Annotated in this window: 19 protein-coding genes; 6 read left to right on the top strand and 13 right to left on the bottom strand. The window is 40.8% G+C overall.

What is annotated here, in order from left to right:
• Positions 1–141: 141 nt before the first annotated feature.
• The 4 genes from PN470_RS06340 to PN470_RS06325 all read right to left on the bottom strand — a co-directional run bounded on the left by PN470_RS06340 (position 142) and on the right by PN470_RS06325 (position 5742).
• A complete protein-coding gene (locus tag PN470_RS06340; protein WP_271938936.1) occupies positions 142–717 on the bottom strand; it encodes a hypothetical protein in 576 nt (191 codons plus the stop codon).
• Between the two features lie 839 nt (positions 718–1556).
• The gene (locus PN470_RS06335) at positions 1557–3326 is read right to left on the bottom strand and encodes a site-specific DNA-methyltransferase (RefSeq protein ID WP_238142419.1); all 1770 of its coding nucleotides are present in this window, start codon (positions 3324–3326) and stop codon (positions 1557–1559) included.
• Complete coding sequence (locus PN470_RS06330) at positions 3326–4591, bottom strand: hypothetical protein (protein WP_271938939.1); 1266 nt, start codon at positions 4589–4591, stop codon at positions 3326–3328. The genes PN470_RS06335 and PN470_RS06330 overlap by 1 nt, the downstream gene beginning before the upstream one ends.
• Before the next feature lie 494 nt (positions 4592–5085).
• Positions 5086–5742, bottom strand: a complete 657-nt coding sequence (locus tag PN470_RS06325) for a hypothetical protein (RefSeq protein WP_002742903.1) — start codon at positions 5740–5742, stop codon at positions 5086–5088.
• A 529-nt stretch (positions 5743–6271) separates the two neighbouring features.
• On the opposite strand from PN470_RS06325, the gene cobS reads away from it, so the two are divergent.
• A complete protein-coding gene (gene cobS, locus PN470_RS06320) occupies positions 6272–7030 on the top strand; it encodes an adenosylcobinamide-GDP ribazoletransferase (protein WP_272104088.1) in 759 nt (252 codons plus the stop codon).
• On the opposite strand, the gene PN470_RS06315 is transcribed toward cobS, so the two are convergent.
• From PN470_RS06315 to PN470_RS06275, 9 genes are all read right to left on the bottom strand, one after another.
• Positions 7027–7488 (bottom strand): PPC domain-containing protein, encoded by a 462-nt coding sequence (locus PN470_RS06315; protein ID WP_002778638.1) that lies wholly within the window; start codon positions 7486–7488, stop codon positions 7027–7029. The two genes, cobS and PN470_RS06315, sit on opposite strands and share 4 nt — an antisense overlap.
• A 298-nt stretch (positions 7489–7786) precedes the next feature.
• A complete protein-coding gene (locus tag PN470_RS06310; protein ID WP_069474939.1) occupies positions 7787–8008 on the bottom strand; it encodes a DUF4278 domain-containing protein in 222 nt (73 codons plus the stop codon).
• 246 nt (positions 8009–8254) lie between these two features.
• Positions 8255–9310, bottom strand: coding sequence for a potassium channel family protein (locus PN470_RS06305; RefSeq protein WP_004158963.1), 1056 nt, complete (start codon positions 9308–9310; stop codon positions 8255–8257).
• A 33-nt stretch (positions 9311–9343) separates the two neighbouring features.
• Complete coding sequence (locus PN470_RS06300) at positions 9344–10201, bottom strand: DNA-formamidopyrimidine glycosylase (protein ID WP_193977581.1); 858 nt, start codon at positions 10199–10201, stop codon at positions 9344–9346.
• 222 nt (positions 10202–10423) lie between these two features.
• Positions 10424–11767 (bottom strand): cytochrome c biogenesis protein, encoded by a 1344-nt coding sequence (locus tag PN470_RS06295; protein WP_103112774.1) that lies wholly within the window; start codon positions 11765–11767, stop codon positions 10424–10426.
• Positions 11768–11817: 50 nt separating this feature from the next.
• Positions 11818–12546: a cytochrome c biogenesis protein CcdA gene (locus PN470_RS06290; RefSeq protein ID WP_002757062.1), complete on the bottom strand. Its 729-nt coding sequence runs from the start codon at positions 12544–12546 to the stop codon at positions 11818–11820.
• A 121-nt stretch (positions 12547–12667) separates the two neighbouring features.
• Positions 12668–13030, bottom strand: coding sequence for a VOC family protein (locus tag PN470_RS06285; RefSeq protein ID WP_002780396.1), 363 nt, complete (start codon positions 13028–13030; stop codon positions 12668–12670).
• 2 nt (positions 13031–13032) lie between these two features.
• Positions 13033–13989, bottom strand: coding sequence for an ABC transporter permease (locus PN470_RS06280; protein ID WP_190537465.1), 957 nt, complete (start codon positions 13987–13989; stop codon positions 13033–13035).
• Complete coding sequence (locus PN470_RS06275) at positions 13990–15723, bottom strand: peptide ABC transporter substrate-binding protein (protein WP_272104083.1); 1734 nt, start codon at positions 15721–15723, stop codon at positions 13990–13992. It lies immediately after the preceding gene.
• A 571-nt stretch (positions 15724–16294) separates the two neighbouring features.
• On the opposite strand from PN470_RS06275, the gene PN470_RS06270 reads away from it, so the two are divergent.
• From PN470_RS06270 to PN470_RS06250, 5 genes are all read left to right on the top strand, one after another.
• A complete protein-coding gene (locus PN470_RS06270; RefSeq protein WP_103112770.1) occupies positions 16295–17107 on the top strand; it encodes a hypothetical protein in 813 nt (270 codons plus the stop codon).
• Between the two features lie 439 nt (positions 17108–17546).
• Entirely contained in the window at positions 17547–17819 is a 273-nt protein-coding gene (locus PN470_RS06265; protein WP_002736754.1) for a hypothetical protein, read from the top strand.
• The gene (locus PN470_RS06260) at positions 17816–18193 is read left to right on the top strand and encodes a hypothetical protein (RefSeq protein WP_002736741.1); all 378 of its coding nucleotides are present in this window, start codon (positions 17816–17818) and stop codon (positions 18191–18193) included. Before PN470_RS06265 ends, PN470_RS06260 begins: the two co-directional genes overlap by 4 nt.
• Positions 18194–18406: 213 nt before the next feature.
• Positions 18407–18784 carry a DUF433 domain-containing protein gene (locus PN470_RS06255; RefSeq protein WP_002778608.1) on the top strand — a complete coding sequence of 126 codons (378 nt, stop codon included), beginning with the start codon at positions 18407–18409 and terminating at the stop codon, positions 18782–18784.
• Positions 18781–19173 carry an ACP S-malonyltransferase gene (locus tag PN470_RS06250; RefSeq protein WP_103112769.1) on the top strand — a complete coding sequence of 131 codons (393 nt, stop codon included), beginning with the start codon at positions 18781–18783 and terminating at the stop codon, positions 19171–19173. Before PN470_RS06255 ends, PN470_RS06250 begins: the two co-directional genes overlap by 4 nt.
• Positions 19174–19390 lie beyond the last annotated feature (217 nt).

The raw sequence follows: 19390 nt of genomic DNA, 5'->3' as shown, positions 1-19390 counted from the left end.
CTTTGCTAATAAACATAGCAAAATTATAGATGATTTCCTGACCTAAGATCACATTTTATTCTTTTTTCCACTTCAATCTAAGAATTGAGAAAAAAGCAAAAGCCTGTATTATACCATAAAAAAATTATGCAAGAGGTCTAATCAAATACCAAATATATTTCTCTTATAAATCTGCCTAGTTTGATTATATCTTTGCAGCGCACCTTGCAGACCAAATTTAATGTCTTTAATGAACTGGTCAGGAAAAGGTTTTCCAACAATATGCTTGGTATCTATATTGTTTTCCTTCCACAATCTAAATTGAGCTTGTTCTTGAGTGGCATGATAAAGATATTCGTAAAAACTAGCAGGTATTTCCGCCCCTTCAACTAGATAAAGCTTGGTTCGCAAAATTCTGAGTATTTCTTTATGAAGATCAAAGAAATATTCATTCTTAAAAAAGGACTCAATTTCCTTCTTTTGCTCTTCACTTAGTGGATCATGAACCCCAGAGGCAGGATTAACAATATCTTCTTTGACATAATATAACTTATCAATTTGATACACGAGATTGAAGAGTGTTCCATAGAATTCTTCAATCTGGCTTCTATAATGCTCCATTGTATGTTCAAGTCTCTTAGTATTGTCTTCTCTGATTTTAGTTAAGTAAAAGGTCAGTATTGAGCCTGCAAGTGCTAGTGTTCCAGCAATCAACGCAACAACAACTTCTGTCTTCATATTAAATAAACCTCGACATAATATTATCTTAAGACTAAAAGTCTTTCTAGTTAAGGAATCTAACAAAATAAAACTGCATAACTATATGTTATATGTAAACTTTCCACATATCACGCCAAATACACATTTTTTAAAAAATCTTTCCATATATTACTCTCCTATAGTGGGACTTAGACAAAAAACAAATCGATAAAAGCCTCAACTCCAATCCCCGCTTGGGATTTACTTCGAGAAGCCCAAAATCGCTGAAACCCAGATAGATCAAGGAAAATCATCAATCGAGGTTAACCCTTTGTCCCGTAATGGTTTGAGCCTTTTTTGCTGACCGAAAACGCCTAAGTCCCAATAGAGCGATCGCAAGAAGTTTTCCCTAATAAAATTACAAGTAGCCGTGTTATGCCGAATTATTATAGGCTTTCTTATGTTTTGAAAATCCCACAGGGTGGCTGATACAAAATTAAGTTATACTTCATCTTTATGAGAAACGATGCCATATTGGGAGCGAATTGGGGGGATTGATTACCATATTTAAGTTCATTTGTCAAGAAATTCGCTCATTTTTAGGTGCGGCATCGCACTTAAACCCACAGCTGCAATCAATCTGCATGGTGCGTTCCCCAAAATCGATCAGTGGAGGGGTAGAAGTTGCATTAAGGAACGCACCCTACTGGACTGTTTCAGCTAAAATAGGGCAATAGATTTCGGCTTGAAGTCTTAGATTATAGAATTTATAGCATTTTTCTAATATACCAAATTAGCTGAAACAATCCACTACGGCTACCAGATCGGCTGCTGGCCATTCCGCTGCCCTCCATTGCCAGTCCGAGTTGATGCGGTTGTTAGCGGTCTGATATCTTTTTTAAGATAAAAACTGTTTCGTAAAAGGAATCCAGAGACCTTGGCCTTGCATTCATATTTTTTTTATCAAGCTCTACATCAATTTTATCTTCAATTTTAAACCCTGATAACAGAGCAAGATCAGCAAATATTTTGTCACAATCAACTTTATATAGAACTTCTCTGCTACTAAATTTATAGAATATACTTTCTTTACCAATAACGAAAAAAGCCAACCCGTTGTTCATTAAAACTCTAAAGCTCTCTTTTAATGCTTTTTTTAATGCCATGTAGTAGGCAAGGACTGGCTTTGCTTTAATCTCTCTAAGAGGGTCGCTTAAAAGCCAATCGTGTAATTCATAAACGGCACTAGGTAAACTGTCGCCATTTTCAATTGACCATTTCATTGATCCAACAGAACTCGTTTCTGCTGCTTCAATTTCATCATCGGACATCAAGTTTAAAGCCAAGCAAGAAACAGCTTTACCCACTAGGTAATCCTCCCGGCCAGAAGACGCTGGCAAATAAGGTGGGGATGTAATAATGACACTAAAGCTATTGTCAGCAAAAGGGAGGCTAACTGCTGTCCCTTGGCGAACCGTCCCTTTACCGAGTGATATTTGATATGCCTCTATCAAGCTTTGTGCAGCATGGCAACTTCTTGTAAGTAATTTCAAATTAGATATAATTAAAGTGTCAAGCGATGTTTTCGCTATTTCAAGGGCAAATCTTCCCACACCAGTACCCATCATACGAATAACAAATTTTCTCGTTAGAGCGTCACTAAGACATATCCACAATAGTTGCCTTGTTTCGTTGTCTTTAATACCGCTTATTGCATTTTTCCATTTGGTTATAATCCGCTCATATTCAATTTGTTCATCAAGCGCACCCCATCTCTCAAATTTTTGAATAATCTTTCGTGGAAACTTATAACCTGCTTCGTAACTAGCTCCTTGAGTAGCATTTTGTATTAATTCATTTATGGAAGTATCTACTCTTTCAGGTGCAATCACAAGAGCGTTAAGTTTTGCTTCAGATATTGCGCAAGACAGCTTATCAATATCAACGCCAGCATAATCAATGCCAAGTAGTGCAGCCTCAACTAATGCTGTTCCACTACCAACAAATGGATCTAATAGTAATACTTTGTTGTTTTTATCTGTGGGCAGCTTTGGCAGGCATTCAACGAGAAAAGAGCGAATAAGGCGCGGGAAGAATTTTGCTTTGTATTTGTGGAGTGAATGAAGATGTTGAGTTGAAGTCCCTCCCGTTGTAGGTGCCTTAATTGTTTTATGCTTGATATCTTGGCTACCAGCAAGATAAGCAGTTAGACTCTGGATATCAGTTACCTTTGGTTCGGGGATTTTGTTTTGGCCAAGCAGTTCACCGCAAGCCATAAACGGCAACAAACAAATAAAATCCTTGCCGCCGCTCTTGACTTTATATGACCATCGTTCACTATTGCTTAAAGGTTTAACTTTTGTATTACATGGTTTTTCTAACCATATTTCTTGAATAAAGTTCAGTAATCGAACCAATTCATCATTTGACAAAGTAGTGTCACAAGCCAAAAACCCTATACAACCATTATTTCTAGTATGGAGACCTGCAAGGGAGTTAGATAACCCTGTTTTGGTTTCAACTTCTGCTGGGTTGCTAACGCGCTCAGTGTTTTTAAAGAATGACCTTACCTCGCGTTCGGCCAAATCAATATCGCCATCAAGCATGATGTTTGCCCGCAGCTTCAAATAATAAAATTGATTCGTCATTAGTTGTTTTCCAGTCCAAAAACTTCTTTGAGCCATTCATCCCTGAAATGGCTTTCGGTTAATGCAATAATTCCATCAAACAGGTTATACAATGGATGTTCTGGATTTAGGTCACCAGCTTTATGGGCTTTGCCTGTGGTCTCATGTGTCCAAATTAGATTTTTCAAAGATTCCAGATATTCTTCAAAATGTCTGGCTGCGTGAATGTTTGATATTATCCCAACCTTAAATTTCCATTTCGATGCAACAGGCTTTCCTTCGCTCCCGAGTTTTAAGACTTGGTAAATTCCCTTTTTTATGTCATCGGTTCTATCAACGCCCACTGAAGTTTTGCTGTCAGATACACTCTCGAACCCAGCACCATCCCCACCCTTAGATTTTGGCCACCAGTCAGTCCTTGGACTTGGCGAACCGCAAGCATTTGTGAGCCAGTAGATTGAATTTGTAAGTTTTGGATGATATTTATTCAATGCTTCATTCCAGAAACTATAATAGTTCTTCAAAAAACTAGCATCTTTTGCAAGCAATTCAATAACCGAAGGATAGCCCCAATATTTATCAGATAGATCTTCTCTATTACCAAAAGGATATTGGGATTCACACCAACTACCTTCAACGAGCTTGGGAACAAATAGATTGATTTGCTGGTTAAATATTGTATTGATTGTAAGATTACCATCATGTTCAGTAATTTCTTTTCCGCCATCATCTGTCAATTTGTCGCATGCCATTTGCAATGGCAAAGTCAACAGGGGAGATGCCTTAATCTCTCCAAATAGGAGACAATTTTTCTCTTCATTAACGATAACAACATCAACGGGTTCAGCACCTTTCAAAATTCTTTCAGATCTGCCTCTTTTTTTGAGCAATACATTCAAAAATGCTCTGAGTAGCCTAGAAGTAGATTTCCCAATGATGCCGCTTTCTGGTTTACTGGCTGGATGAAAGTAGAAAATGTTACCCAGCGCATGTCTTGGGCAACAGTTTGTAAAATGATAATAAAGGCTCGGTGTTGGAGTAGGGCAATAATACCAACCTTTATGCCCAACATAAGAATAATAATTGGCAGAAATAAGAAGGTCAAAGGTACTTGCCAGAAGTTTACCAAGCGGGATAAGAGTATCTCCTTTGTGTATTTTATAACATTCGTCAATAAGATTTGTGATCAGCTTAGACTCAAGCGGATTATTATGCTCTTTTTCTTCTTTTTCGGTGTTTGATTTTGATTTATTTAGAAGGTCTTCGATCCAATTATTATCAATCATGCTGAGTATCTTCTTTTATAGTGATTTTGCCCGCTAACTATGGATTATACGGAAACTTTCCGTATCTCACGCCAAATACGCATTTTTTCAGGAAACTTTCCGTATATTACTCTTAGAGCGATCGCAAGAAGTTTTCCCTAATAAAATTACAAGTAACCGTGTTATGTCGAATTATTATAGGCGTTCTCAGATGTTTTGAAAATCCCACAGGGTGGCTGATACAAAATTAAGTTATACTTCATCTTTATGAGAAACGATGCCATACTGGAATCTAATTTTGGGGGGATTGACCACGATATTTAACTTCATTTGTCAAGAAATTTGCTCATTTTTAGGTGCGCCATCACACTTAAACCCACAGCTGCAATCAATCTGCATGGTGCGTTCCCCAAAAATCGATCGCTGGAGCAGTGGGAGCCACTTTAGGGAACGGACACTAGGGAGATAGCGTACTGCTACGCAGTGCCTTCGCCACCGCACTTAGTTATCCTCTCCTAACCGTGCATTGGACACTTTCCGCCAGAAACCAATTTTTCTAAAAATTGGCTATTATCAAAAAAATGTTCGACATAAGTCAGTTTTAAATCTGCATTTACATCAGCAATTGTAATGCCATATACCTCAATTAGTTTGTTGGTAGGCGCGTGACCTTTAAATTCTCCTTGATGTGTTCCCCAATGCCTCCATTTAAAAATAACTCTTGGCGGACCGCTATAAGCTTCAATAACTTCCCAAACAAAGCCAGTTTTAAAAGCATTCATAAAACTTGCTGCACCTGATTCAAAATCTTCTGCTTTTGAACTATAAACCGGTGTTTCGCCTAAAAATAAATTATAAGTTCCGCGTTCTATAATGTCTTGTACAGTATATTCCGGACCGTGGTTAGTACGCATTCTAAATTGATGTATATCCACCGATGTCCATTGATTTGGATTTAGCTTATAAGTGGCTTCCATTTCAAATGTTCTTACTAAATTTTGTGCAATAGCTTCTAATGAGCCAGTTGGATGGTGTTTTTCGCTTTGCGCCCTTAATGTTTTATTCGTTCCTGAATAATCAGGGCGTTTTCCATAACGCCATTCTATGCCTTCATCAGCCACAAGTACATTATCTCTATCTTGTATTTGAATAGGAATATTCTCTGCTGACATATTTAACTCCTTCTGTGATCTTTAAAATTGCTGAAACTTACCTAAAAAACGAATACCTCGTGTTTACCCAAAGGTTTAATTGAGCGGTAAATGATCGTATTTCCCCCCCAACAAAAACCCATTAATATTGTCCGCTCCAATGGTGTGTTATGCCCGATCACTTAACTATTCTTAATTTCCATGATCGCGAATAACCCCTGTGGACTGAACAAGGAAGCGAACCATTTTGCGATCACCTAATCTCTAATTGAAACAGGCAACCTTGACGGACTTCACTGTTTGGCCTAACTATGGATTATACGGAAACTTTCCACATATCACGCTAAATACACATTTTTTTAAGAAATCTTTCCGTATATTCCTCTCCTATAGAGCAATCGCAAGAACTCTTCCTATAAAATTACAAGTAACCGTATTATACCGAATTATTATAGGTGTTCTCAGATGTTTTGAAAATCCCACAGGCTGGCCGATACAAAATTAAGTTATACTTCATCTTTATGAGAAACACTGCCACACCAGAATCGAATTGGGGAGATTGATTACCATATTTAACTTCATTTGTCAAGAAATTCGCTCATTTTTAGGTGCGATCGCTTTTTACACGATTATTCCGGTTCCGATTGCCTGGCCGGATTTTGGCAGAATTGCCCGATGGATTCCCTTAGTGGGCTTATTTTTGGGCTTAATTCTGGTTTTGCTCGATATAACTCTAGCTGGTCTGGGAATGCCACCCCTGACTCGTGCGGTTGTCCTTGTGGGGGTTTGGGTTTATCTAACCGGAGGACTACACCTTGATGGAGTTAGTGACACGGCCGATGGTTTAGCTGTCACTGACCCGCAGCGTCGTTTAGCGGTCATGGCCGATAGTGTTACCGGGGCCTTTGGAGTCATGGCCGTGACTATGGTTTTGCTGCTAAAAATCGCCGCTTTGACGGATTTAAGCGATAATCGAGCCTTAGCTCTAATTTTAGCACCAATTTGGGGACGTTGGGGGCAAGTAATGGCGATCGCTCTTTATCCCTACCTCAAACCCACCGGTAAGGGAGCCTTTCATAAAGTGGTTTTTTGTCTGCCTTGGGACTGTGGGGGAGTAATTTTGGGGTTAATCGCCCTATTTGGTGGTCTAAGGTGGGGAATAATCGCCATTAGTGCTGGAATCGCCCTCGCTCTGCTTACTGGTTACTGGTTATATCGTCGTCTTCGCGGTCACACTGGCGATACCTACGGTGCGGTGGTAGAGTGGACAGAGGCTCTATTCTTGGTTTTTTTGACAATAATTAGCTAATTTTTGCCCTCCACGGCCCGTAAACGGGTTAATTTCAGGGTAAATTTTCCCCCACCGGTTTCTCCGAAAGCTCTCACCCGAATAATATATTTACCCGACTCGGTAATCCGTGCAAAGAGGAGAGCATTAGTGCCACCATCGGGACCATCATCATTTTCCGCTACAGTGGAACCATCGTCGGCCAGGAGAATTAAAACTCCATCAAAGTTTTCCGATTTGAGATCGATGGCCACCTGATCGTCCTTTTCCAAATCTACGGTATAATCCCTAGCAAACCCCCCTTCACCCGTGGGAATATCCTTGTCGGTGAGAGTATCGTTAATTTCTTTGTTGAGGATGAGGGGGACTGGATTATAGATTTTTTCTGCTCGCACCGGTAAAGATTGACCGCTTAACCAGAATAAAGTGAGCAAGACGCATAAACCAGAATAGCGACCAGTCAAAGGGAATCTTGTCATAGGGGCAGGTATTCGTTTTCTCAATCTCCCTATTCTACAAAAAACTGATAACTATCAGCAGTTCGACAAAATTAAATTCACACCCCCTTTCGGGGGAACGCTGGAACTGCGGAACTGCGGAAGGGAAAAATATGTGTAATTAATTTTGCTTAGGTACTTATTTCTTGTTGGCAAAAACGAGTAAAAAATCCGCCTTGGAGCGAGGGAGCAAGAGGGGAGATACAACCCGTTTAAGGTAATTGATAAAATCATTAATTGACAATCTTTAAAAGAGATTGATTGAAAAAAGAACTAGAAGTTAAAAACTTAAAGAGGGTCTTTCCATGGGCAAAGAAGCTAAAGATTGAGTGATATGATAGGCTTGACCGCGATAGGTAACGGCTACCTGTTTCTGAATGGTTTGAACGACACCAAGGTTTTTTAAATAGGGAACACCACGATAGCCTAAAATCATCGGACTGGAAACAACGGTGGCAGTGGGGTTTTTCTCGTAAGGAATGCCGCGATAGGTTAATTTCATAGCTGTCCCTGGAGATAATTAGTGAGTTAGTTTTATCTCCATCGGTAGCGAAATTAATTCCAGAAAAGCTCAACTTTTGGCTCTCTTGGGTTCGGTGGGTAAAATGTATTCTAAGATACAGTCCTGCTGGCGAGCAAGCGGAAGGAACCACAGAGACACAGAGGACACAAAGATTGATCGCTCTTATATAAGTTAAACTTATCACACAAAGAATTAGAGAGCTAAACTTTTTTGTAGGTAAATATCCTACCAAGAAGACCCACGATAGCGCATTTCTCGACGCAGAGCATAACGACGGGCAAAATTAGGAACATCGCCCCGATGACCTAATAAAATGACCGTATCGCCTTGCTGTAGAATGGTGGAATTGTCGGGATGGGCGATGACACCACCATCAAATTGACGGATAGCGACGATAATAAAAGCACCCTGTCCCCGCACTTCCATCTGACTGATGGGTTGTCCCAAAAAAGGAGAATTGCTTAAAATCGAGTATTCTTCAAATTGTAGGTCGATATCGGCTAATAATTCGTTAAGATTGCGCCTACCTTCATCTTCCTGTAAAAAATCAATCGCGGCTGGATGGGTGATTAAATGGGCCATTCTCTCTGCTCCAATGGTAGCAGGTAAAACCACTTGATCGGCTCCAGCTAATTTTAATTTTTTCTCAGTGCTGGGATATTCTCCTCTAGCGATGATGTATAGTTGCGGACTGAGTTCTCTTGCGGTTAAAGTGATAAAGACATTTAAGGCATCATCGGGTAACACAGTCGCTAAAACTCGCGCTTTGTCGATGCCGGCTTTTTGGAGAATACTTTCATCGGTGGCGTTACCATTAAGAGTTATGTAACCTTTTTCCTGAGCTAATCTAATGCGATCGGGGTTATTATCGACGATAATAAAGGATTGGGCTGTTTTTGCCAATTTAGTCGTTAGGATGCGTCCTATGCGCCCAAAACCACAGATTATGACGTGATTTTCTAGGGATTCCATCTCTTTATTCATCCGGCGATCGCTAAAGGCTTTGTTAATTTCTCCCTCGGTGAGCATCTGAAAAAACCCTCCCACCACATAAACGGCCGAGGTAGTCCCACAGATGATAACTAACATGGTAAAAGCTCTCAGACTGGGAGTGTTAATCGGTTTAACTTCCCCGAAACCTACCCCAAATATGGTGATAATCACCATATAAACGGCATCTAGAAAACTCCAACCGTAGGCCATATAACCGATAGTTGCTCCGACTACCGTAGCGAGAAAAAAACTCGCACCGATGATAATCCTTTTCAGTGAACTTTGCATCGATTTCCGTGACCTGACCATCTAGCTATCAGCTTACAACTGTTTACTGATTACTGTTGAGACTTGACATTGGGGACAAAAATGAGAGGAGCGTCCACTTAATTTAATTCTGGCAATAGTTGCACCGCAAAGGCGACAATTTTCGCCAGTACGTCCATAAACCCAGGCCATCGCCCCATAATTGCCATTAACTCCCGTAACGTGGAGAAAATCGCTAAAACTGGTGCCGCCTTCAGCGATCGCTGTTTCCAGTACAGAAATAATGTTTTTTGTCAATAAGTCTATTTGCTCAATTTTTAAGAGATTAGCGGCAGTTTGGGGATGGATACCACTTTTAAAAAGAACTTCATCCGCGTAGATATTACCAATTCCTGCCACCACATTTTGATCGAGGAGAAAAGTTTTAATCGGACGACGACTTTTTTGACAGTGACTATAGAGGTAATCGGGGGTAAAATTGCGATCAAAGGGTTCCAATCCCAGTTTTTTGAGAGCAGTAATCACGCTTTCTGGGGTTTTATCGGCGGCAATCCACCAAATTTTCCCGAAAGTGCGGGTATCGACGAAGCGCAATTCTTGCTGATTGGCAAAAAAGAAGCGTAAGCGCGTATGAATCGGCAGGGGAGTGGTATCTTTTACCCAGAGCAATTGTCCGGTCATACGCAGATGAACCCCGATACTGCTACCATTATCTAAATTGGCGAGGAGATATTTGCCTCGGCGCTGCCAATTGGTAATCGTAGTCTGAGCAATTCCTTGCAGAAAAGTTGCCTCACAATTAGGATAGGCTAGGGTACGCTGTAATAATACTTCCCCACCGATAATTTTTTTGCCCTGGGTAACTTGATTTAACCCGCGACGCACCGTTTCTACTTCTGGCAATTCTGGCATATAAGTGATTGAACAAAATTAAGTTCTTGGTTAGGGTAGGCAAAAGGCAAAAGATAGATAAACAGAACTTTTTAAGTAAGTGATTCTAATTAAATATAAGATAGATTTTGCCTCTGATCCCCCCTGCCCCCCTTGATAAGGGGGGTGCCGATAGGTGGGGGGATCAGAAAATTTTTAACACCTACCTACTGATCGGGAAACGACACCAAATTAACATCAATTCTACTTTAACTTTAACATTTCGATAGTATCAATTATTTCCCGTTCAAAACTGACTTGAGCGCGATTAGTTTTACCACCAATATAAAAGCGATCGCCCGATTGTAAAGCCCAAATTTGCGAATGGGAAAAGTAACTCATTACCACTCCCATCATCAATAAAGCAAAACCTAAATAGACGATAGGTACTCCCGGATCTGCCTTAATTTGTAACCCTGTACTGCCCACTAATTCGACTATTTTTAGATTAACTCCATTGATAGGAATCGTCATTCCTTCTCGTACAGCAGAAGTTAAATCTCCCTTAGCATCATAGACGATTACCGTACCTTGTAAATCTCTGGTTAAAAGAGAAACTCCCTCACTAAGATCGGTTTTAGTCGGAATCCACGTTCCCCAGATTTGTCCATTACCTTTGGTGTCTAAACTAGCCATCGGTAGCTGTAGGATCGGACTATTATTCACCTGTACTTTTACCCCAGCAATTCCCCAACTGGTTTGATAAAAAGTCACCCCTTTATGGTGCAAAGGTTGGTTAACTTGAATAGTTTTGCGATCGATCTGCTGTCCTTGATTATCGATCACCGACAAATCAGAATAAAATTGTTCTATATCACCTTTAGGACTATAATCAATCCAAAAACGATTAACTTTAATACCCCAATCTTTAGGGAGAGAATTTTTAGATAAGGGTCCAGCTTCAATAATATTTTTAACCTGAAAACTATCGCCACTAGCTACCATTTCTTGAGCGAAAAACCCCGTTAACGCTCCCCAGATCGCTCCTGCTAAAATAATTAACATGGCTGCATGAACGATAATCGGACCGATTTTACCAATCAGACCTTTACGAGCATAAAGACTGTTATTTTCTAGAAAAACTTTGTAGCCTTTTTTTTCTAATAGGGGGGTGAGGGATTCTAGGGAACCAGTTTCTAATTCGGCACTTAAAGCCAGTTTTTGAAATTGGCGAGATTGTTGATAAAATTGCCATTTTCTGGCCGCTTTTAAAGCGGGTAATTGTCGTCGGAAGGTACAAGCGGTTAAACTGGAACCGAAGAGAATTAATAATGATAGATACCACCAAGTGCTATAAACATGATTTAATCCCAATAGTAATAAAACTTTCCAAGTCAGAAAGCCAAATAAAGCGGGTTTTTCAGGATAATTAACTTGGTAGAAAGATAGAGATTGACCCTGTTCGATTACCGTCCCAGAAATGCTAAAAATAGCGATTAAAAGTAAGAGGATAATTGCTAATCGCAGATCGGCAATAGTCTGGATAAATTTACGTCCCCATTGAGGCAGTCTATTCTTTAAATTTGAGGAAGTTTCCGATATAGTCATAGTTAAAAGTTTTACAATTCTAGCCAATTATCTATCATAACTCTCCACCATCACAGCAGACGGGATAATAAAGAAAAAACTCCAAAACCGATTAATAAAACCCCACTGACAGGATTAATCCACCCGGACCATTGACGCAGAGAAAGAAAGCTTTTCAGCGAGGCAGTAAAAGAACCGACGATAATTAGGGGTAAAACATAGCCGGCAGTGTAGGATAACAATAATCCCCCTCCTAAGCTTAAATCCCCCGTATTTGCCACCCATGCCAATAGAGTTGCTAGAACAGGTGTACTACATGGAGAGGCGATTAAACCAAATGTTAAACCGAGAAGATAGGACCGCAAAATCGGAGGAAAATCGCCGGTAATCCAATCGGTAGCGCCAAGGGAGGGGAAGCGCAGGGGTAATAATTCCAAGAGGTTTAACCCCATCAAAATAGCGATCGCACTGACGATAATTGGTAAACCGATCCCCACCTGTCCATAGACTTTTCCTAAAGTAGCGGCAATTAGTCCCAATCCCGCTAAGGTGGTGGCTAATCCCAGAGAAAACCATGTGGACTGCCAAAAAGCCGCTAAACGACCTTTATTTTCGTAACCCCCGATATAAGCGACGGTAATCGGCAACATCGACAGCATACAGGGGGTAAGACTGGTGAGTAAACCGGCTAGAAAAATCACGGCAATACTGACAAAACTAAGGTGAGTTAGTTGGGAAGTCACTAAGCGATCGGCGTATTGTTCAAGGTGATAGAGTTGAGTCTGTAATTGGTCTAACATATTCGAGAATTTTTAAGCAATAGAACAAAATTAACTTCTTGGTTAGGATAGGCAAAAGGCAAAAGGCAAGAGGCAAGGGGTAGTTAGATATGTGTAATTAATTGTGTCTAGCTAATTAAGGCTAAATTTGGCTCATTTCTAGGATATTACCATCGGGATCGCTGACAAATAATGCCTTTCTACCCGAGGCACTCATTTGAATTGTATAACCTTGACTTTCTAGATAGTTACCCATGGCTGTCACGTCATCAATAGCGAAGGCAATATGAGGATTGCGTCCCCATTTTTGGGGATTGGGACGGTAGTTTTGATAATTGGTATCGACAATTAAATGAATTTGATAATCTCCCACTTGATACCAAACCCCATCGTATTGAAAAGGGCGATCAATTCTAGTTAATCCTAGAACATTTTCGTAAAAGTTAACAGCTTTTTCTAGATCGGTGACTAAAATCGCCGTGTGTAAGGATCGCATGATGTTCATAGTTAATATCTGACTCGCGGATCGAGCCAACTATAGGTTAAATCGGCAATTAAGTTAAAGATAACAATTAAAATCCCATAGATAAAGGTAATCGCCATCACTACGGGGGTATCACTGCGGGAAATAGAATCAATTAATAAAGCACCGATACCCGGCACACGAAACACTTGTTCTGTGACTAAAGCACCGGTAAAAATTGAGGGAATATCGAGAGCAATCAGGGTGACAACGGGGATTAAAGCATTGCGAACTATATGCTTAGTTAGAACAGAAAAATTAGTTAATCCCTTGGCTAAGGCAGTTTTAACGTACTCTTGGTGAATTTCTTCAGTTACGGAAGAACGCACAAAACGCATCAACATCGCCCCTTGATATAAGCTTAATACAGTTACGGGCATAATTGACTGTTTAACCTGCTCGATCAAACTATTAAAATCACTGATTTCTAGGGTACTGTTATAAAAAGATGGTAGCCAGTTTAACTGCACACTAAAGATAATAATTAATAATAATCCCGTTACAAAAGTGGGTAAAGAAAAGCCAAGTAGCGAAAAAGTAGAGATGATTTTGTCTAACCAAGAATAGCGCTTGACTGCTGAAATTATGCCCAAAGGAAAAGCAATTAAAACCCCGAAAATATAGGCAATACCGACAATCCAGAGAGTTGTGGGTAAACGCTGCCAAATGAGGGTAAAAACTGGGCTGCGACTGGTGAAAGAATAGCCCATATCTCCTTGAAGAAATGCTAACAACCACTTGACGTAACGCACGGGAAGCGGTTGATCTAATCCGAGACTTTTGCGAATATTTTCTCGCACCGCTTCCGTAATAGCGGGATTAGCTGCAAATTCTCCCATCGGATCCCCCGGTGCTAGGGCCAAAATGCCAAAAACCACCATACTAATAGCTAAAAGAGTGGGAATCGAAAATAATAATCTTCTCAGAAAATATTTGAGCATTTATTTACTACGCTTCCAGTCCTTGATGTTCCAAGTATTTCTATCCCAGGGAGTTAATTTAAACCCCGACAAACTATTGCTAATTGCCACCACATCGGCACGATGAACTAGGGGAATAATCACAAAATCATTAATTAACATATCATTCATTTTAATCGCTATTTCTCGCCGTTTTTCTGGGTTTAATTCTTGACTAAAAGCTTGCCATAATTTATCGTATTCAGGATTACAATAACGAGCATAATTATCCCCAGCCCAACCATCAGCTTTTTGGGGAATTTCGCTACAGGTAAAGGTTTTAAAATAGGCTTTTGGATCGGGACTATTATTACCTGTAGTGTACATTTGTAGGTCAGCATAAAACTTTTCTACCGTGTCATCGTTAGCAGGATCGCTAGAAAAGAAAATACTGGCATCAACAGTTTTTAATTCTACTCCTACCCCGATCGCTTGTAAACTTTGTTTGATAATTTCTTGGGTTTTCTGACGGAGAGGATTGACAGTGGTTTGAAAAACTAATTTCATTTCTACCCCATTTTTATCCCTAGTGCCATCACCATTACTATCTTTCCATCCCGCATCATCTAGTAATTTCTTAGCCTTTTCTAGATTAAATTCATAGCTAGTATTGGGCGAATTATATTCCGATGGCATCACAATAAAATTAGGAGTTGTTTTCCCAGTAATACCATAAAGTTGCGTGGCAATAGTATCTCTATCAACGGCTAACGACAAAGCTTCTCTTACTTTCACATCACTTAAAAAAGGATGGGGAAACTTAATACTAGACCTCTCACCTTCAGGAGTAGCTTGATTAGGATCACTCAGATTAAATAAAACTCGTTCAATCAAAGAACCGAAACTAGATATTAACTGACCCCGACCCGCTTTTTCTAAATCACTTAAAACCTTGGCCTCTACTTGCAAATTATAGGCATAATCTGCTTCCTGTGTCTGTAAAACCGCTCGTGCCGCCGAAGTTGCATCACCTCCTCCTTTTAATTCTATTCTTTGAAAACCTAATTTATCCGCTTCTCGAAAGAAAGAATTTGGTTCATAAACCGCCGTATCTCCCGGTTTAAATTCTACCACTTTATAGGGACCAGTTCCCACCGGTAATAAATTAGCAGGGGCCTGGCGTGCCGTTTCATTGCTATACTTTTCATAGAGATGAGCGGGTAAAATCATCCCTTCTGTCCCCACAAAAACTAATGACCACGCGGGATTAACTTGCTTAAAAGTTATTTTAACTGTATGGGGATCGATCGCTTCCACAGTTTTAACTATTTCATAATTGCCAGCGCTAGTAGAACCAGTTTTCGGATTGGTAATAAAATTATAGGTAGCGATGACATCTTTGGCAGTAAAAGGAGTACCATCTGACCATTTAATATCTTTTTTTAGCTTCCATGTCACCGATTTACCATCCCGGGCAACTCCCCCATTTTCAAGAGTAGGAATTTCTGCCGCTAAAAAAGGAACTAATTCCCCTTTTTCATCGAAACTAGCCAAAGGTTCTAAGGTAATGCGACTCGCTTCTGAGTCTTTAAATCCCGTGGAGAGATGGGGATTTAAAATCGTCGGTGCTTGCCAATATAAAAGTTTTAAAGTTTCTGGATTATTATTTTCCGTTGCTGGGGGATTATTAGCTGTTTGTTGACGACAAGCACTAAAAAGCAGCGTACAACTAAGGGATAAAATTAACAGGGGCAAGAAAAGCGATCGCTTAAACATTTTTAGTGACAATCAATAATTCAACAGGGTGACTTAGGTGATTCCCTACCCCACCAATAACAAGTTATCAGACATTGAGTCTTGATCTCGATCGATTAATTGATTATTTGCCTTTATCCATTCCTAGTCAAGTTAAATCGATCGTACTATAATAGCGAGCCTGTACTAGACAATAAAATTCTAGGCACGGCGACGAAATGGGTTCTTCGGTTTGTGTTATGCAATGTACGGGGGTTATAAGGGACAGAACTCTTATAGAGAAAGACGTTTGGCGATTTTTGTCAATTGTTTTTGATCTAGAGCGAACTAATCAATTAAATCTCTTGCCAGATAAGGATTTAGTCGATTTATGCCACCCTATCGAACCATAACAAGTAACGAAGAGCCAGAAAATCCGTATTTGGGGTGTTGTATGGAAAAAATCCGTCTAGTATATAGTTAGTGTGATTGCCATCGCCGTAGGGTGCGTTCCCTAATGTGGCTCCTACCGCTCCACTAGCAGTACCCGCGCCCGCCCGGTGACCTTGGTCGTCAGCCAGATATTCCGTTACATCAGAGCATATCCATAGAGATGACTTTTAATCCTGTATCATCTGATCCTTTTGAGCGTTACTTTTATAAGCGTGCAGAACTTGCTGATAAAATGGCTTTGGCAGGCCATGTAGTTGACGCGCGTATTCTTGCTACAGCCTCTCTTGATGCACTTGCGGAGATTTGGTTGCATGACTTCCCTGATATTAAAAAGAAATTACAGAGCGAGTTAGGTGGTAAAGTCCGAGCATCAATCCGGCTGGCTAGATTTCTCAAGCAGTTTGCCGTTGGCGATGCTCGCGTCAGTAAAGTAGCCGTTATTTGTTTTGCTGAAGATTGGAAAAAACATCGTCCGCAAGATACTGATATAGCTAATAGACTGCTTAATCGGCGAATTAGCAATAATCCTCATCAACTGCCAAGTAGTTATCTTGATTTGTCACGGGATGACTTAGCTCAAGAATGTCCGGAATTGAATTCTCGATCAGATCTTTATGCACTAGCAGAGGAGTATGAGTATGGAGCAATTCTGTATAGTTTTTATCGTTGCCCTCTAGTTCATGTTGCAACCCATTCAAAGCGTACACATGGATTTGCTCGCGGAGAAGAGGTTATGTACTATTGGTCAGATGATGATGATGATAGTGTCACTATCGGCTTTGGACCTAATCTGGCGACTTGTTGGTTACGTAACGTAGTTAGCAATTACGTTCTCACTTGCCAGCAGTTTGGTATTACTCCAGCTAATTATATTGATGCTGGTATTAGCCATGAAGATCGATTTGGAGCACTTTGGAGTCGCTATAATAGGCGTAACGTGGCTTCGAGCCGCTCATCCGGAACGTTAAACTGATAGCGATACACCCGTTAAAGTTGGAGGCGCTAAATTGCCGATCAATATTCGCCACTACAGCACTTTTCATAACAATCAAGTGTGATCGCCGCTCTTATAGGGTGCGTTCCCTAATGCAAGTCCCACTGATCCAGCGATCAATTTTGGGGAACGCACCATGCCCATTGATTAAAGCTGTGGGTTTAAGTGCGATGCCGCTCTTGTGGGACCAGTTGGGGAATGTTAGCGAAGATTCCAGGCTCTTCTAGGTTCTGTGTGATAAGTTTAACTTACAATATGATCGATAAATCTTTGTGTCCTTTGTGTCTTTGTGGTTCGTTCCACCCCCTCGCTCTTGAGGAATGTATCTTAGAATACATTTTACCCACCAAACCCAAGAGAGCCGATTCCCGATGTTTAGGTTAAAATAGAGGGCAAAAGTTGCCACAGGGTCAAGCCAATGACAATCCATCAACCCCGCTATAGCAAAGAAGAATTTGCCCAACGTGGCGATCTGATTTATCAAACTCAAATACGTCCACAAGTCGAATTGGGTAATCAGGGCAAAATTGTAGCAATTGACCTTGAAACTGGCGACTTTGAAATTGATGCGCGTGAAATACCTGCTTGCAATAGACTCGAAGCCCGTCACCCAGATGCTCAAATCTGGATTGTTCGAGTCGGTTCTCGCTATGTTCGCCGATTTGGTGGACGTACAAAGAGATTAGTATGATCGCAGGAATCGTTAACGCGGATTTTGAGGCGATTATTTCACTTTCGATATGTGACTCTGAAGGAAATATTTACGCGCAAGATGCGATCATTGATACAGGTTTTAATGGTTGGCTTTCATTGCCACCAGACCTAATCGATCAGCTAAACCTGAAATGGAAAAGACGAGGACGCGCTATTCTTGGTGATGGTAGCGAATGCGTTTTTAATGTTTATGAAGCCGTCGTAATTTGGGACGGAGATTATTTAACCATACCAATTGATGAAGCTGATTCCGAACCTCTAGTTGGAATGTCATTAATGGAAGGCTATCAACTCACAGTTCAAGTATTTGAAGAAGGCAGCGTAGAAATCCGCAAAGTAAGTGTCGTCTAACACTGCGTTGGAGCCGACTTTACAAAAAATACCTGCAAAAATTACAGATTGTCTGCGGCGGCTCAATTAGAACGTTATGCCGCGTCAAAACCGCAAAGGAGGTTTATTATGGCTGAATGATTAGCAGTTGATGTTTCGAGAACTGGGGCGTTGGCTCCCCTTGCTTTTTTTGTGCGCTACTATGGAATTAAATGATTAAAAGCTAAGACTGCTATGGCACTGGCATCGAATGGACAAACAGCTATAATCCGCACAGAGCGAGGGCTTACAATTGCGGATACTCGTATTACTCTGTATGACGTAATCGATTATCTCAAAGCTCAGTATCCACCCAAGTTTATTCGTGATGCCTTCAATCTTACAGATGCTCAGATTCATGCCGCCCTTTCCTACATTGAAACACATCGAACAGAAGTGGAAGCAGAGTATCAGGAGGTTTTAAAGACTGCCGCAGAAACTAAACAATTTTGGGAAGAGAGGAATCGCGAACGTTTTGCTCGGATCGCTGCTACTCCTCCTCGTCCAGGCTATGAAGCGGTTAGAGCTAAACTTCAGGAACGGAGAGCAAAGCGGGAAGCGAAGAAGCAATGATTGTTCTGGCTGATTACAACTTGAATCGGCAGGCAATTCTGGTCTCTGGAAGTCTTGTTGTTAGCGGGTTATTAGATCTCGCTCTAATTCGGTTGAGGACATTTGAAGACGTTAGCTTACCCGCAGACAGCAATGATCGAGTAGTTTGGAGATTTGCCCAAACCAACGGGATGCTCTTACTTACGGCAAACCGGAATGCGAAGGGTGAAGACTCGTTGGAACAAGTAATGCGTGAAGAAAATCAACCGACTTCATTTCCGATCATTACGATTGGCGATCCGGATAGGGTCAATGAATCTGACTATCGAGAACGCTGCGTTGAAAGGCTTGTAGAAATTGTGATCGATATCCAAGACTATATGGGGGCTGGTCGGTTGTTTATTCCATAAGGTGATTGGCGCATCATATCTGTTGGTGACACAGCATAACAACCCCAATGCACTCCGACCGACGAAAGCTAATCAGTGTGATCGCCGATCGCGTAGGGTGCGTTCCCTAATGTGGCTCCTACCGCTCCACTAGCAGTAGGCTAATCTGGCTAACACGCTTTTGGGCGAGATATACGGAAAGTTTCCGTATAATCAATAGTCCAGTAGTCGTAACGCA

Source organism: Microcystis sp. CS-574, from assembly GCF_028329095.1.
GTDB classification, from domain to species: domain Bacteria; phylum Cyanobacteriota; class Cyanobacteriia; order Cyanobacteriales; family Microcystaceae; genus Microcystis; species Microcystis ichthyoblabe_A.
The sequence above is the reverse complement of the archived record's forward strand: the minus strand, read 5'-3'. Positions and strand labels throughout refer to the sequence as shown.

What these genes read in the sequence shown, in the direction of transcription:
- PN470_RS06250 (WP_103112769.1), top strand. Translation starts at nt 18,781, where the DNA reads ATGATTGTTCTGGCTGATTACAACTTGAATCGGCAGGCAATTCTGGTC.
- PN470_RS06290 (WP_002757062.1), bottom strand. Translation starts at nt 12,546, where the DNA reads ATGTTAGACCAATTACAGACTCAACTCTATCACCTTGAACAATACGCC.
- PN470_RS06255 (WP_002778608.1), top strand. Translation starts at nt 18,407, where the DNA reads ATGGCACTGGCATCGAATGGACAAACAGCTATAATCCGCACAGAGCGA.
- PN470_RS06275 (WP_272104083.1), bottom strand. Translation starts at nt 15,723, where the DNA reads ATGTTTAAGCGATCGCTTTTCTTGCCCCTGTTAATTTTATCCCTTAGT.
- PN470_RS06280 (WP_190537465.1), bottom strand. Translation starts at nt 13,989, where the DNA reads ATGCTCAAATATTTTCTGAGAAGATTATTATTTTCGATTCCCACTCTT.
- PN470_RS06265 (WP_002736754.1), top strand. Translation starts at nt 17,547, where the DNA reads ATGACAATCCATCAACCCCGCTATAGCAAAGAAGAATTTGCCCAACGT.
- PN470_RS06300 (WP_193977581.1), bottom strand. Translation starts at nt 10,201, where the DNA reads ATGCCAGAATTGCCAGAAGTAGAAACGGTGCGTCGCGGGTTAAATCAA.
- PN470_RS06340 (WP_271938936.1), bottom strand. Translation starts at nt 717, where the DNA reads ATGAAGACAGAAGTTGTTGTTGCGTTGATTGCTGGAACACTAGCACTT.
- PN470_RS06295 (WP_103112774.1), bottom strand. Translation starts at nt 11,767, where the DNA reads ATGACTATATCGGAAACTTCCTCAAATTTAAAGAATAGACTGCCTCAA.
- PN470_RS06285 (WP_002780396.1), bottom strand. Translation starts at nt 13,030, where the DNA reads ATGAACATCATGCGATCCTTACACACGGCGATTTTAGTCACCGATCTA.
- PN470_RS06310 (WP_069474939.1), bottom strand. Translation starts at nt 8,008, where the DNA reads ATGAAATTAACCTATCGCGGCATTCCTTACGAGAAAAACCCCACTGCC.
- PN470_RS06315 (WP_002778638.1), bottom strand. Translation starts at nt 7,488, where the DNA reads ATGACAAGATTCCCTTTGACTGGTCGCTATTCTGGTTTATGCGTCTTG.
- PN470_RS06330 (WP_271938939.1), bottom strand. Translation starts at nt 4,591, where the DNA reads ATGATTGATAATAATTGGATCGAAGACCTTCTAAATAAATCAAAATCA.
- PN470_RS06260 (WP_002736741.1), top strand. Translation starts at nt 17,816, where the DNA reads ATGATCGCAGGAATCGTTAACGCGGATTTTGAGGCGATTATTTCACTT.
- PN470_RS06325 (WP_002742903.1), bottom strand. Translation starts at nt 5,742, where the DNA reads ATGTCAGCAGAGAATATTCCTATTCAAATACAAGATAGAGATAATGTA.
- PN470_RS06305 (WP_004158963.1), bottom strand. Translation starts at nt 9,310, where the DNA reads ATGCAAAGTTCACTGAAAAGGATTATCATCGGTGCGAGTTTTTTTCTC.
- PN470_RS06335 (WP_238142419.1), bottom strand. Translation starts at nt 3,326, where the DNA reads ATGACGAATCAATTTTATTATTTGAAGCTGCGGGCAAACATCATGCTT.
- PN470_RS06270 (WP_103112770.1), top strand. Translation starts at nt 16,295, where the DNA reads ATGACTTTTAATCCTGTATCATCTGATCCTTTTGAGCGTTACTTTTAT.